Genomic DNA, 14,013 nt, shown 5'->3' with positions numbered 1-14,013 from the left:
GCAGCGAGCGTGACCCTGCTAGCCCCTGACTAGCGCGACTTCTAGGAGTCAACGATAGGCTGCTGCCGTGTTTCGGGGATAGGCTCCGGTACATAGCGCCAGAGGGCAGGTGCCGCCAGCGTTGCTAGGGCGATGGTGACCATCACCAGGGTTCCGCCGATGACCGCAGCTAAGGGGGAGCCCACCAGCTCGGCGGCACCACCCACAAAGGCCATGCCCAGGTTGGGGCCGCCCGCAACCGTGATGATGAAGAGCCCCTGTAAGCGTCCGCGCAGGGCGTCGGGGGTGGCTACCTGAATAATGGTGGAACGGTAGACCGACCCCAGGGCGTCTGCCCAGCCCATGAAAGCCAGCGCCGCAAAAGCCAGGCTGAGCGGCAGTAGGTTTTCGGTGATGGAGGCGCTGGGCACCCGCCCCTCATAAGCCCAGGCGATGAGCCCGAAGGCGATAAAGCCCAGCCCCCACCCGGTATAGCTGAGGGTGAGGAAGCGCCCCTGGCGGCGGACGTCCTTAAGGAAGCCCGAGAAAGACACCCCGATCAAGGCACCCACGGGGCCGGCAGCTAGCAGCAGGCCGGCCCCGGCTTCACCGCCGCCGAAGGTCAGGGCCGCCAGGGCCGGGATGAGCGGGCGGGCTTGGGCGAAGAACATGCCGAGTAGGTCCACCACAAAGGTCATACCCACGACCGTGTTGCGCCGCACGAACCCCAGCCCCTCGCGGATCGAGGTAAGGACGGACGGACGCGCCGCCCCGCTCTGCTCCGGGAGCATGGCTGGGAGCCGGTAGAGGGCCCAGATGCCTACGGTCATCGCGAAAACGTTGATGGAGTAGGTGAGTTGGTAGCCGACGGAGGCTACGAGCAGGCCGCCGATGAGGGGCCCGGCGCTCATACCCAGGGTGCCTACCGACATCATGAGGGTGTTGGCTGCCGGGAGTAGGCGCGGTTTGATGAGGCGGGGGATAATGGCCCCGCGGGCGGACTGGTTGATGGGCTGGAGCAGGGACTCGGCGGCAATGAGGGCATAGAGCACCGCCACGCTGTGGATGTTGAGCCAGGCGTGTAGGGCGATGAGTACGGTGACGCCCCACATGCCGAGGGTTGCTGTGAGGGCGACCTTGCGCCGGTCGTAGCGGTCGGCGATCACACCACCGTAGAGCCCGCCAATGACCAAGGGAACCACCGATACCAGACCCACCAGGCCCACGGCCCCGGCGGAGCCTGTGAGCGCGTAAATTTCGAGGGCGATTGCCACGCTGGTGATGGCAAAGCCGATGGTTGAGAAGAGCCCGCCGAGCCAGATACGTCTGAAGTCGGGGGAGTAGGTGAGCGGGGTGAAGTCCATGAGAATCTTGCCCACGGTTAATCTCCTGTCTTCTCTGGGGCGGTGCCCTGCCCGGCGTCCGGTTCGGGGGCAGCCAGCAGGTCGCGGATTTGGGCGGCGGTGAGCTGGGAGGCAAAGAAGGCCCCTTCATCGACCACAGCATCAAAGAGGGCGGCCTTGGACTCCTTGAGTTCCATGACCTTCTCTTCGATAGTGCCCGCCGATACCAGGCGGTAGACCATGACGTTCTTGGTCTGCCCGATACGGTGCACGCGGTCAACAGCCTGCTGTTCGGCAGCCGGGTTCCACCAGGGGTCCATGATGAAGCAGTAGTCGGCGCTGGTTAGATTCAGGCCGAAGCCACCTGCCTTCAGGGAAATGAGGAAGACAGGGACGGTGCCCGCCTCAAATTCTTCAAGGAGCTCCCCGCGGTTGCGGGTGGAGCCATCCAGGTAAAGATAGGGGATGCCCAGGTCCGAGAGCCTTGCCGCGATTTTCTTCAGATAGCCGGTGAACTGGCTGAAAATCAGAGCCCGGTGGCCGTCGTGGATAATCTCGGGCAGGTTTTCTTCCAGGTAGTCCAGCTTAGAAGACTCCACCCCGGCGTAGCGTTCAGCATCAATGAGGGTGGCATCGAGGGCCAGACGGCGCAGGGTGGTGAGGGACTGGAAGATGGTGAAACGGTTCTTATCGATATCTTCCAGCAGACCCAGGATCTTCTGGCGCTCGCGCTGCAGGTGGGTGTCGTAGGCCCGGCGGTGGGCCGGGGCCAGGGGCACATCGATACGCATATCGGTCTTCTCGGGTAGGTCGGCGGCCACCAGTTCCTTGGTGCGGCGCTTCATGAGCGGACGGATGCGGCGGCGCAGCCTGCCCAGGGCCTTGGTTTCTTCACCGGATTCAATGGGGGTGGCGTAGACGTCCTTGAAAGCGCGGGCGGAGGGGAAGAGGCCGGGGGCGGCAATGGAGAACATGGACCACAGTTCCATGAGGTTGTTCTCCATGGGGGTGCCGGTCACCGCAATCTTGACGCGGGCAGGCAGGTCGCGGGCAGCCTGGTGGGCCTTGGTCTTAGCGTTTTTGACGAACTGGGCTTCATCGAGCACCAGCCCCTCGAAGGGCTGCTGGCTGCCCAGGTCAAAGTAGTGTTCTTCGTCGATGCGGAAGAGGGCGTAGCTGGTCACTACCACGTCGGCCGAGGCGACGGTATCGGCCAGGCGCTGCTTAGACTTCCGCACCGATTCTTCAACACCGACAACCCGTAAGGAGGGGGCAAAGCGTTTGATTTCCCGCACCCAGTTGGGCACCACCGATGTGGGGGCCACCACCAGGAAGGGTGCGGACGCATCCGCCTCGGCTTCTGCCTCATCCGGTTGCGGTGCTGCGCTCAGCTGCCCGGCGGCGTCCTGCCCCTTTTCCTGGGCGTGCAGGAAGAGGGCGATGGTTTGCAGGGTCTTGCCCAGACCCATGTCGTCGGCCAGTACGCCGCCTAAGCCGTGTTCCCAGAGGAAAGCTAGCCACTGGTAGCCCTCCACCTGGTAGGGGCGCAGGGTGGCCTGTAGGCCGGTGGGCACCTCGGCGGGGGAGTGGTCATCGAGGTTGAGTAGGGCTGAAACCTGCTCGTCCCAGGCGGCTACGGTCTGGGTTTCGGCGGCGAGCTCTTCGAGTTCCTCCCACAGGCCTACCTGGTGGCGGTTGATTTCGAGCGGCCCGGTTTTATCGGTGAGCTGGGCGGCTTCGCGCAACAGCTCTTGTAATTTCATGAATTCGGGCCGGTCAAGGGCAAAGTATTGGCCGTTGCCCAGGAGCAGGTGGGTTTGGCCCTTGGCCAGGGCAGCAACGACCTCTGAGAAGGCCACATGCCAGTCCCCGACCTTGATAGCGACGCCCAGCCCAAACCAGTCGCGGCGGCGGGTGTCGTCCACCGTGACGATGATTTCGGGGGCTTCGTCAAGCTCACGGAACTCAGGTTTCGGGCCCTTGATATCGACCCGCACACCCTCAATCTGCTCGTAGTCGGGCACATAGGTTTCGAGCAGGGTGCGGGTGCCCCAGTTCTCGGTGTAGTGGCGGGTGAAGGGCACGCCGGGGCGAATCTTCTTAACCTCTTTGAGCACCCGGTACTCGTGGGCGGTATCGCGCACATCGGCCCGGTCTTCGCCGGGGTAGCCCAGGGCATCGAGCCTGAGAAAGTCGCTGTCGTCGCCGGTGGGGTTGACCGGGTACTCCCAGTGCCAGGCGGTGTGGGCGGTGAAGGGCGGGCCCGGCTCGTCGAAGGCAATGCTCAGCACCAGGGTGGGCATACGGACGGCAGGCAGCTCAAGATCTTCGCTGCTCGTTGAGATGGGCAGTGCTCGGGTGAGGGCAGGGTAGTAGTCGGCGAAGAAAGCGGGGACGTCGGTAGCCGGCACGGTGACCGGCTCACCGGATATCAGGGATTCGGCAACCGCATCCAGCGGCTCAGCTAAGGGAATGAGCACCAGCTCGGAGTCGGCGGTGAGCCAGGAGGGGCGGTCCGCGGGCGCTACGTCCTCAGCCTGGGCAAGAGCCGAGGGCAGGGTGGACTCCCAGCGGGCTGCGGTTGCAGCCTTCACATAGGCCTCCTGGGCCGCCCCGCCCAGGGCGATAAAGCCCTGCCGGTTATTGCCCAGCTTGTGGGTAAAACTAGCGGGCAGGGTGTAGGCCCCCCAGCGGAGCAGGGGAGTCAGGCGCAAGGCATCGGCGGACGACCCCCGCTCGGGTACCGGTTCAAGGGCCAGTTCAACCTGGGGAGCGCTCGCGATAGTCAGACCGGTTTCTTTGCCGTCTAAGAGGACAGACAGACCCACCTCGCTAGCAGATTCCAGCATCTGCCAGAGCAGGGAAGAATCCACATTCGAGATAGAAGCCCAGTCGCGGTGGGAGGAATAGATGGACTGGGAGCCCCGAATCACCGCGTAAAACTCATTGAACCAGGCCGCGTGCTCGGGGAGCAGGCCGGTTCCCGCCGACCCGGCGGCAGAGCCCGAAAACTTCTCCCAGCTCAAACCGCCCTTAATCCACTTGCCGCGGGCACCCATCATCAGGGGCCGAGCTTCAAGCGATACGCGGGGCGCCCCGATGTTCTTGGTCCACCCGTACTTACCGGGCACCACCAGGCGCAAATCAAGGGCACCGGTCACCCGGTGGTTGCGGCTATCGTAGCTGGGGCGGGCAGCAAGAGAATGGGCCAGGGACCGCCGCCAAGCCGGCAGGGACTGCCCAGCCCGAGCACCGGCGTCCGCCTGCTCCTCGGTACCGGCACTCGCCTGCTCGCCCCGGTGTTCCCTCAGCAGATCTGCAGCCCGCTGCAGGCCCACCGTATCGGCCATCTCCAGGATCTCCTGCACCTTCTCGTCGGCGCTCGCTGTGGTCTTCCAGGTACTTGAGGACGCCGTCATAGCCCGCTTAGCCTTGGCCATACGGTCGATTGCGGTCAGCATCAGCGCCACCGCATGCTTGCAGTTATGGGCCACCGGGCAGGAACAGGTCGCCGAAAAAGCATAGGAGCCCGCGGTGACCTCCGCAGGGAAAGCCACCCGCGCGGTGTAGGGAGCAGAACCAGAGCCAGCCACCTGCCCCTCCAGCACCCGCGCCTGCTCGTCATAGGTGTAACGAATGACATTACCCTCCCGCATATACCGCTGCCCCCGCGTGTAGGCACCAGAGCCCACCTGCCGAATAATGGCGGGGGCTGTCACCGGGATTTCAGGGAAAGAAGTAGACACAGGCACACCTTCACAACAGAGCAAATACCTAGTCTTCTAGCGTATCGCACCGCCTTAGCCGCCGTGCTCACGGGCTGGTTCGTCACAGAAAGAAAAATTTCTGAGACCGGTGTTTACAGAAGCGTTGAGAGCGGGTTATGCTTTTACCAGCTTCAAGAGATTCAACTGTCAAGCTCCGACTTTGGTTGAACGCCAACCCCATGTTCACGGGTGGCTCGGATGACGAAGCGGTCTGCATCGCGCATATCAGCGCTGTTTGGTGCAGGCAAGAGCAAGTTTCGAAAGGAATGCGCACTTTACGCGCAACGACGGCATGTCAAACGCTCGACCTCACGCCCACCGTCCTCACATCACCGTTCAGAAGAACATCTCTGCTGCCTCTGTACCCGCCCGCGGCGGCTACACCGCAATGAGCATCCAGGACTACACCCGCATCTCCAACGAGCGCGGCGAATTCCTCAACTTCCTGCTGGCCCCCAACCCCAGCGGTATCCCTGCAACTGAGTACGGTGTTCTGAAAGCTGCATGAGCCAGGTAGGTCTGCTTCTCGATTCCGATGTCCTTGCCGAGATTCGCAAGGCCACCCCGCACCCGCAGGTAGTGAACTGCCTGCGCCGCCGCTCCTACCGCACCATGTACATCTCGGTGCTCAGCCTCGGTGAACTCAAGGGCCTCTACCCCTACCCAGAAACCGAACGCTGGCTCGCTGAGCTCATGGACCGCTTCGACTCCCACGTACTAGAAGTCGACGCGAAGGTATCACTGGAGTGGGCCGGACGCCACGCCGAGAAGCACCTCCACCTGGTGGGTGGGCAGCGCCCCGCCCCCCTCGCCACAGCAGCCCTTGAGGGCCTGATGGCTGCCACCGCGACCGTCCACCAGCTTGAGATTATTTCGAGCAAGGCCGAGATTTATAAGTCCTGGGGCGTCCCGGCGGTGGATCCCTGGGAAGACTAGACGTTATAGCTCTACTCCAGGGTTTTGCAGGCTCACGGGTTCCACAGGCTCACGCTCGATGGAGCCCAGCAGATTCCGAGCGCGCGAGGAAACAAATCTGCGGGCGGAATAGGCGCAAGCCTGACCCTCACGCCCCGCCTTACGGCGGATTCCGTTCGCTCTTGCGTGCTCGCGCGCTCGCACCCGCTCACTTCATCCGAGCCAGCAGCTTCGCTGTGAGCCTGCGGAACCTTATCTAATAGTCTCGCGTTCTCGCTATCGCAGCTGCCACCAGCCGGCGGGGTAGCACCCGTGCGGCTGCGACCGTTAGTTTGTAGGGTAAGGACGGCACACAGATCGGCTTACCTGCCGTGACCGCTGCGATACCTTCGGCAACGACCCGTTGGGGGCTCAGCCATAAAAAGTCTGGTAGGCGGGGCTCGCCCTGGCCCATGGCGTCGTGGAACTCCGAGCGGGTTAGGCCCGGGCATAGGGCTGTCACATGGATACCCCGGTGTGAATACTGTAGATGGGCGGATTCTGAGGCCACCACCAGGAAACGTTTAACTGCCGAGTAGGTGCCGCCGGGGGTAAAGGCTGCCACCGAGGCGACGTTAATAATGCGGCCCCGCCCGCGCGGCAGCATGGCAACAATCGCCGTGTGCATGAGCTGGAGCGGAACCCTGGCCAGCACATCGACCTGGTCTAGGTGGCGTTCTACGGGCGCTGCATCAAAGCTCTTGCCGAGCCCAAAACCCGCATTATTGACCAGTATCTCAACAGGGTGCTCAACCTGCTGTAGGCGCTCAACTAGGCGGGCGACGTCCTGCTCCACCAGCAAATCGGCAGGGATTACCTCAACGTCCACCGAGAATCTGTCGCGCAGCTGGCCTGCTAGGTTTTCTAGAGCCTCGGCCCGCCGGGCGGTGAGTACCAGGTTGTACCCGGCTTCTGCATACTGGCGGGCGAACTCGGAGCCGATACCTGCTGAAGCACCGGTAATCATCACATACGAAGTTTCACTGCTCATGGCTCCCACTCTACCGCCGGGGCGAGCTGGCCCGGTTATCTTCACCGCACTCTTACCCTGTATACCGGCGTCATCAGGCACACAACAGAGAAACATGACATGATGAAAGACGATGAATACCACCGCTCACCCCAAACATTCCCTCCCTATGCCCCTGTGGCTGCAGGGCTCAGTTGAACTTGCCCTCGTGGCGCTGGCCTCCTACCTCACCGTCGTCCTGCTCCTGGTGGCGGTCTGGTACACCAACGGCTTCAACAGCAGCGGTACCCTAGCCGGTGCTGTCTCTGTGGCCGGGCACTTGTGGCTGCTGGTTCACGGTGTGCCCCTGAACATGAATATCCCCGAGCAGGGGGTCTTCTCGGCGGTGACCGGAACCATGAGCCTGGTACCCCTGGGCCTCACCCTGATCCCCCTAGCCCTCTGCTACCGCTCCGGTCGCCGCCTGGCCCGCGCCAGCTACGAGGGCCAGTTCTGGCAGCCCCTGGCCGGTGGTCTTCTCGCCTACGCCGTGGTGGGCGCAGGGGTGAGCCTGCTGTCCACTAACGACTTCTTCTCCACCTCACCCGTCCTTGCTGCCCTGATACCCCTCTGGGTAGCTGCCCTGGGCATTATCTTGGGCGGGTACGCCGAATCGCGCTCGCTAGCCGCCATGATCGGTGTGAACGCGGCCGACTGGGTGAAGAAATTCAGCCAGTATTCCCGCTGGGCAGGCTCCTACGTCTGGGCCCTGCTGAGGGCGGCCCTGGTGAGCGTACTGGCCTTTGTGGCCGGTGGCGCCCTGCTGCTGGTGGTCACCCTCTTCTGGCACTGGGACGACGTCGTCTCCCTTTATCAGACCCTGCACGCTGGTGCCGTCGGCGGCCTAGCCCTAACCCTGCTGCAGCTGGGTTTGCTCGTGAACCTGGTGGTCTACTCCATGGCGTGGAGCTCCGGCGCGGGCTTTGCCCTGGGCACCGGCACCTCCGTTGACCTGACCGGCACCAACGTGGGGGTCATGCCCTCCCTGCCGGTGCTGGGGGCACTGCCGCACGCGTCCGAACCCTGGGGCTACCTGGCTCTTGCCGTGCCCCTAGCCGCCGGTGCCCTGGGCGGCTGGTGGTTCTTCCGCGAAGGCGAAAACCACTTTGACGAGTGGCTTTCCCTCAAGATTCGGTTCCGCTGGCTGTCCTGGCCCCTCTCTACCCTGGGGCTTGCCGTCCTGACCCTGCTGCCGACCTTCCTTCTGACCACCCTGCTGGGCTGGGCCGCTAACGGGTCGCTGGGGCTGGGACGCTTCACGGCGATCGGCCCGCACCCCCTCACCTTTGGGGCCTTCTCTGCCGTGCTGCTGGCGGCCGGTACCATGCTGGGGCTGGGCCTTGCCCACCTGCTGGTGCGCGACACCTCCGGTGAACTAGAGCGCTTTGCCCAGGCCAAGCCCACCCGCGAACAGAAGCGTGCCGCCCGCGCCGAGGCAAAAGCCCAGAAGGCAGCGGCCCGCGCCCAGCGCAAGGCAGAAAAGGCGGGGTCTGACCAGTCGGACGCCGCCCAGCCGGATGCCACCGAGCAGGTAGACGTAGAACCGGGTGAGCTAGAGAATCAGGACGCGGGTGGCAAGACCCCCGCAGAGGGTGGGTCGGTTGCGGCCTCCAGTGAGAAGGGCGCCGCTGCGCTGGCGCTGGCCCGCATCATGGCTGACCGTGAGCAGACCCAGCCGGCCGAGAGCGACGAGCCGGCCGAGAGCGATGAAGCTGCTCCTGAGACTGAGGAAGTAGCGCCTGAAAACGAAGCTGAAGAACCCGCATCTAGCGAAGCAGAAGCAGAGGCTACACCCGAGACTGAAACTGAAGAACCCGCTGTGCCCTTCCGGCCCGTGGTGAAGCGTCCTAAGTCCCTGCGTGCCCGCCGCCAAAAACGCCTTGAAGAGCTGGCAGAAGGTACGGGCAAGGACACTGAAGATTAGTAAGAGGTGGCCCAGACTCGCAGCGAAGCTGCTGGCTCGGGGCTGGCGTGAATCGCCCTTGTGAGCGATAGTGAACCGGGCGAGAGGGTCGGCAGCGAGCGTGAGTCTGGGCCACCTTTGCGGTAACTGCTCAAGACCTACTGCCCCATGAGCTGCTGCAGCAGGCCGTCGCTCATTTGCGAGGTGCACTGCTGCTGGCGGCTCAGGGTCACAGCCTGCTGCAGGCACTCCGCGTAGGCGATGGTGGCGTCCACAAAAATCAGCTGAACCAGCGCGGCGAAGCCCAAAAAGAGCGACCAGAGCATCACCATGACCATGAGCACTACCGAAAAAGCGGGAAACTTAGCCCCCACCATTTTCACCAGGGTCACCGTGGCAAGAGTGAAGGTCAGCACCGCCAGGGTCGCTGTTACCGCGGCAAACCAGCCCGGGTACGAGGTGCTAGCCACCGTAGCAACCATCGCCAAAAACGACAGGCGGGACCACACCTTGATATTCTCAAGCACACGGTCAGAGGGCAGCTGAGTGGAAGGACGCACAGTGTCAGACATACCTACCACCTTACCGCGCCCTGCCACCCGCCTCGCACAGCGCAAACTACCGGCGTCTCAGCATGAAAACGCGGCAGTGTGTTGGCGCTCGCATGCGATAAACTTTTCTGTATGCGCATTGTGGTGATGGTGTCCGGATCGGGCACAAATTTACAGTCCATCCTTGACTCCGTAGCAGCCGGCGACCTGAACGCCACGGTCCTGGCTGTTGGTGCCGACAAGCCCTGCCTGGGAATCGAACGAGCAGAAGCAGCCGGAATCGAGACCTTCCTCGTAGAACCTTCCAGCTACGACACCCGCGAAGCCTGGAACCGCGCCCTGGAAGAAAAAATTGCCAGCTACGGCGCCGACTACATCATCTTCGCAGGCTTCATGCGCATCGTCGACGCCCAGCTCGTTGACCGCTTCAAAAACCGCATCATCAACACCCACCCCGCCCTGCTGCCGTCCTTCCCAGGAGCCCACGGCGTGCGCGACGCCCTTGCCCACGGGGTCAAAGTCACCGGGCTCACCGTGCACCTGGTCGACTCCGGCGTCGATACCGGCCCCATCCTGGCCCAAGCCGCCGTCGACGTCCTCGATGACGACACCGAAGAAACCCTGCACGAGCGCATCAAGGTCAAAGAGCGAGTGCTCCTGGTAGAAACCATCGCCCGCCTGGCCCAAGACCTCAACGGCGAACCAGCCTAACCCACAAGTTTAGCCCCGCACCACGGGGCTGGGCCTAGGGTCGGGGCTCCTTACCAAAACGACTCACACCCACGTAACCACCTGCTGACCCGGCCCAACCCGGCAGCAAAAGAAACGGAGTTAATCTGTGAGTCTCATTGAGCTCGACCGCGTACCGCTCAAGCGTGCCCTCATCTCTGTCTACGACAAGACCGGCCTCGAAGACCTAGCAAAGGGCCTGCACGAAGCCGGCGTCGCTATCGTCTCCACCGGTTCAACCGCCTCCACCATCGCCGCAGCCGGCGTCCCCGTCACCGAAGTCTCCGACATCACCGGCTTCCCCGAATGCCTCGAAGGCCGCGTCAAAACCCTGCACCCCCGCGTCCATGCCGGCATCCTGGCAGACCGCCGCAAGCAGGAACACATCGACACCCTCAAAGACATGGGAATCGAGGCCTTCGACCTGGTCGTCGTCAACCTTTACCCCTTCGTTGAGACCGTAGCCTCCGGCGCAGACCAGGACGCCATCATCGAAAAAATCGACATCGGCGGCCCCTCCATGGTGCGCGCAGCAGCCAAGAACCACGACGCCGTCGCTATCGTCGTCGACCCCGCCAAGTACGGCCAGGTCGTTGAAGCCGCCAAGGCAGGTGGCTTCAACCTGGCAGAACGCCGCCGCCTGGCGTCCGCCGCCTTCGCCCACACTGCCGCCTACGACACCGCCGTTGCCACCTGGACCGCAGCCCAGTTCGAACAGGACGAAGACGCCAACTACTGGCCCCCCTTCGCCGGACTCGCCTTCGAACGCTCCGAATCCCTGCGCTACGGCGAAAACCCCCACCAGGCAGGCGCCCTCTACGTCGACCCCGCTGCAACCCCCGGCATCGCCCAGGCAGAACTGCTCGGCGGCAAGGCCATGAGCTACAACAACTACGTCGACGGTGACGCCGCCCTACGCGCCGCCTACGATTTCGACGAACCTGCCGTCGCCATCATCAAGCACAACAACCCCTGCGGCATCGCCATCGGCGCAGCAGACGCAGCCGACCCCATCGCCGACGCCCACGCCAAGGCCCACGCCTGCGACCCCCTCTCAGCCTACGGCGGCGTCATCGCAGCCAACCGCGAAGTCACCGCAGCCATGGCAGAAACCGTCAAGGGCATCTTCACCGAAGTCATCATCGCCCCCTCCTACGCCCCCGAAGCCCTGGAAATCCTGCAGACCAAGAAGAACCTGCGTATTCTCCAGCTGCCCGAAGGTTTTGCCCGCGATGCTATCGAATACCGTCAGGTATCCGGCGGTGCCCTCTTCCAGGACGCCGACCGCCTGCACGCCGACGGTGACAAGGTCGAAAACTGGCAGCTCGTCGCCGGTGACGCCGCCGACGAAGCCACCCTGGCCGACCTTGAATTCGCCTGGAAGGCCCTACGCGCCGCCAAGTCCAACGCCATCCTGCTCGCCAACGACGGAGCCGCCGTCGGCATCGGCATGGGCCAGGTCAACCGCGTAGACTCCTGCCGCCTCTCCGTCGAACGCGCCAACACCCTTGCAGAAGGTGCAGAACGCGCCCGCGGCTCCGTCGCAGCCTCAGACGCCTTCTTCCCCTTCGCCGACGGCCTCCAGGTACTCCTGGACGCCGGCGTCCGCGCAGTCGTGCAGCCTGGCGGCTCCATCCGCGATGAAGAAGTCATCGCTGCAGCCAAGGAAGCGGGAGTGACCATGTACTTCACCGGAAGCCGTCACTTCTTCCACTAGGCTCATCAGCACGACGGAGCGAATATACCTTCGCCAGCTGACCCTCTTGGGCTCGCGCTGGGCGCTCGCCCAGCCTCGTAAACTCGGCTGATTCCGTGCTCTCTTATGTGCTCGCTTGCTCGCACCCGAGCACTTCATCACGCCAGCCCCAGCCAGCTGGCTCCGGTATATTCGCTCCGCCTCTGGTAGAACTAGTAATTCGCAGTAAAAAGTCCGCCCCTCCACGTACGGAGGGGCGGACTTTTATCGTGTTATGTGAAGAACCCTACTGCTGCGCAGCTGCGTCCGAGATGCCGGTGAGGGCTTCAGCGAAGATGCGCTGCACATCGGTGGGGGAGGAAGCCATATGGGCCTCGCCACCGACGCTCTGGGCGATGGTGGTCAGGGCGTTCATATCCGCGTCCTCAGAGACACCAATCATGATGATGAAGACCGGGTTAGCCGGGTCCTGCTCCGCCTGAATGGTAGAAATCAGTTCTTCCTGGCTAATTGAACCATCATCAAAGTTTTCACCGTCGGTCAGTACAATCACGGCATTTACCGAACCGTAGGCGTAGTTCTCCTTAGCGGAGCGGAAGGCAGCCAGGGTGGTGTCATAAAGGGCGGTGAAGCCGTTGGGGTCAATGGTCGCGGCAATACCCGAGCCAGCCTCCTGTAGGAGCACCCGCTGGGTCTTACCGTCTACAGTTTCTTCAAAGCCACGCACGGGTACCAGCTCCTGGTAATCAGAAACAGAACCGTCGGGCAGAGTGAGGTCACGAGAGAACTTCCACAGACCCATAGAGTCACGGGCAGGGAAGAGCTGGGAGCCAGCTAGCACAGATTCAACGGTGATATCCATGCGGGACTTATCGGTACCTTCTACCGGCAGCAGCATAGAACCTGACGCATCGAGCACCACCAGAGCGTTCAGCGGCGCAGACTGCAGAGAGTAAGAGGTCCAAACCTGGGTGAGTACATCCTGGTTGCTGGGAGTCAGCTCCGCAAAGCTACCGACGCTGTATTCGCCTTCTAGCTCCTGGCCGTCCGCTGCGCGCAAGCCAGCAGCTGCCAGGGCCTGCTTGCCGTCCTCGCTACCCATGAAGTCGATGATTTGCTGGGCAGCCTCATCGATAGTGGTGTTATTGCTGGAGGACGCCTGGTAGAGGGGGTAGTTGAGGGCAAAAGAGCCGTCGCCGGGCACAGTTGCGGTCAGCCCGGAATCTGCGTGGGCTGAGGCATAGGCTGCGTAGTCAGCCTCGGTGACGATTGCGGCGTCCTTGGTGCCATTATCCACATCGGTCAGCAGCTCGGTGGCGCTCTGGGCAGCCTCGGTTACACCGATGCTCTGGGCACGCAGGGCGGTGCCGCCGGTGAGGTCCTCGACGCTGACGGTACCGGCTGATGCCTCAGAGATACCGCCGAGCAGGGCAGCGAAAGCTCCGGGGTCTTCCTTGGGGTCACCCATGCTGACGGTGTTTTCAGCCTTGAGGGCTTCGAGCCAGGTGCCGTAGCTGGTGTTATCTTCTGACACGATGACGCCGGGGGTCTGGGCAAGGGACTCCGCGAGGGGAGTCAGACCGGTGTTAGCTTCGCTCATGGCCAGCTCGGCGCGGGTGGTGGAGTCAGGAATCCAGAGGTTGGTGGTTGCCGTACCGCTGGTTGACTCGGTGAGCACATCACTGGCGGTCTTATCGGTGGTGATGTCGAGGGTGATGCAGGTGTCCTCGTCCACGGGCATAGCCTTCAGCGCTGCTGCCATAGGCTCGGTGGTGGCTACGGTGACGGCCTGGGTGGTTGAGCAGGCCGCCGGAACGGTCTGGCCGCTGGTGGTGGAGGGCTGCTTATCACCGGTGATATTGGTGTACGCAATAGCGCCGCCGCAGAGCAAAATCACGGCTGCAGCGCCGGTTGCAATCCACTTACGGCTGTTCTTCTTCTGCTTTTCAATACGCTCTTGACGGCGTGACTTGGCGTTATTCGCCATGTGACGGTGCCTCTTCCCTAATGCTGTGCGGTGGGGTGTGCGAGTGGGGGTCCCTCAGCAGGTGCGACTGATGAGGCACTCGCATGCGCGGCTAA

General features: G+C 63.1%; 10 protein-coding genes and 1 riboswitch. Of the genes, 5 read left to right on the top strand and 5 right to left on the bottom strand.

Annotated features, from left to right (window positions below):
• Positions 1 to 41 precede the first annotated feature (41 nt).
• Both L7A20_RS03265 and L7A20_RS03260 read right to left on the bottom strand, forming a co-directional pair.
• Positions 42 to 1,358 carry an MFS transporter gene (locus tag L7A20_RS03265; RefSeq protein WP_237222387.1) on the bottom strand — a complete coding sequence of 439 codons (1,317 nt, stop codon included), beginning with the start codon at positions 1,356 to 1,358 and terminating at the stop codon, positions 42 to 44.
• A 2-nt stretch (positions 1,359 to 1,360) separates the two neighbouring features.
• Positions 1,361 to 5,068, bottom strand: a complete 3,708-nt coding sequence (locus L7A20_RS03260) for a DEAD/DEAH box helicase (RefSeq protein WP_237222386.1) — start codon at positions 5,066 to 5,068, stop codon at positions 1,361 to 1,363.
• 150 nt (positions 5,069 to 5,218) lie between these two features.
• A riboswitch (SAM riboswitch) is annotated at positions 5,219 to 5,346 on the top strand.
• Between the two features lie 35 nt (positions 5,347 to 5,381).
• On the opposite strand from L7A20_RS03260, the gene L7A20_RS03255 reads away from it, so the two are divergent.
• Entirely contained in the window at positions 5,382 to 5,597 is a 216-nt protein-coding gene (locus L7A20_RS03255; RefSeq protein ID WP_237222385.1) for a nuclease PIN, read from the top strand.
• A complete protein-coding gene (locus L7A20_RS03250) occupies positions 5,594 to 6,025 on the top strand; it encodes a plasmid stabilization protein (protein ID WP_237207544.1) in 432 nt (143 codons plus the stop codon). Before L7A20_RS03255 ends, L7A20_RS03250 begins: the two co-directional genes overlap by 4 nt.
• Before the next feature lie 235 nt (positions 6,026 to 6,260).
• Here the strand turns inward: L7A20_RS03250 and L7A20_RS03245 are convergent, their stop codons facing one another.
• Positions 6,261 to 7,034 (bottom strand): SDR family NAD(P)-dependent oxidoreductase, encoded by a 774-nt coding sequence (locus L7A20_RS03245; RefSeq protein WP_237207545.1) that lies wholly within the window; start codon positions 7,032 to 7,034, stop codon positions 6,261 to 6,263.
• 112 nt (positions 7,035 to 7,146) lie between these two features.
• On the opposite strand from L7A20_RS03245, the gene L7A20_RS03240 reads away from it, so the two are divergent.
• Positions 7,147 to 8,976 carry a DUF6350 family protein gene (locus L7A20_RS03240; protein ID WP_237207546.1) on the top strand — a complete coding sequence of 610 codons (1,830 nt, stop codon included), beginning with the start codon at positions 7,147 to 7,149 and terminating at the stop codon, positions 8,974 to 8,976.
• A gap of 137 nt (positions 8,977 to 9,113) precedes the next feature.
• On the opposite strand, the gene L7A20_RS03235 is transcribed toward L7A20_RS03240, so the two are convergent.
• Positions 9,114 to 9,527 (bottom strand): hypothetical protein, encoded by a 414-nt coding sequence (locus L7A20_RS03235; protein ID WP_237207547.1) that lies wholly within the window; start codon positions 9,525 to 9,527, stop codon positions 9,114 to 9,116.
• A gap of 111 nt (positions 9,528 to 9,638) precedes the next feature.
• Between L7A20_RS03235 and purN the strand changes: the two genes are divergently transcribed.
• A complete protein-coding gene (gene purN, locus L7A20_RS03230) occupies positions 9,639 to 10,217 on the top strand; it encodes a phosphoribosylglycinamide formyltransferase (RefSeq protein WP_237198808.1) in 579 nt (192 codons plus the stop codon).
• A 127-nt stretch (positions 10,218 to 10,344) separates the two neighbouring features.
• Complete coding sequence (gene purH / locus L7A20_RS03225; RefSeq protein WP_237222384.1) at positions 10,345 to 11,952, top strand: bifunctional phosphoribosylaminoimidazolecarboxamide formyltransferase/IMP cyclohydrolase; 1,608 nt, start codon at positions 10,345 to 10,347, stop codon at positions 11,950 to 11,952.
• Between the two features lie 265 nt (positions 11,953 to 12,217).
• Here purH and L7A20_RS03220 read toward each other — a convergent pair whose 3' ends face one another.
• Positions 12,218 to 13,918, bottom strand: coding sequence for a substrate-binding domain-containing protein (locus L7A20_RS03220; RefSeq protein ID WP_237222383.1), 1,701 nt, complete (start codon positions 13,916 to 13,918; stop codon positions 12,218 to 12,220).
• Positions 13,919 to 14,013: the final 95 nt, after the last annotated feature.

Source organism: Rothia nasimurium (genome assembly GCF_928381415.1).
Lineage (GTDB): Bacteria > Actinomycetota > Actinomycetes > Actinomycetales > Micrococcaceae > Rothia > Rothia nasimurium_H.
Note: the sequence above shows the minus strand (reverse complement) of the source record. Positions and strands in the feature narration are given on the sequence as shown.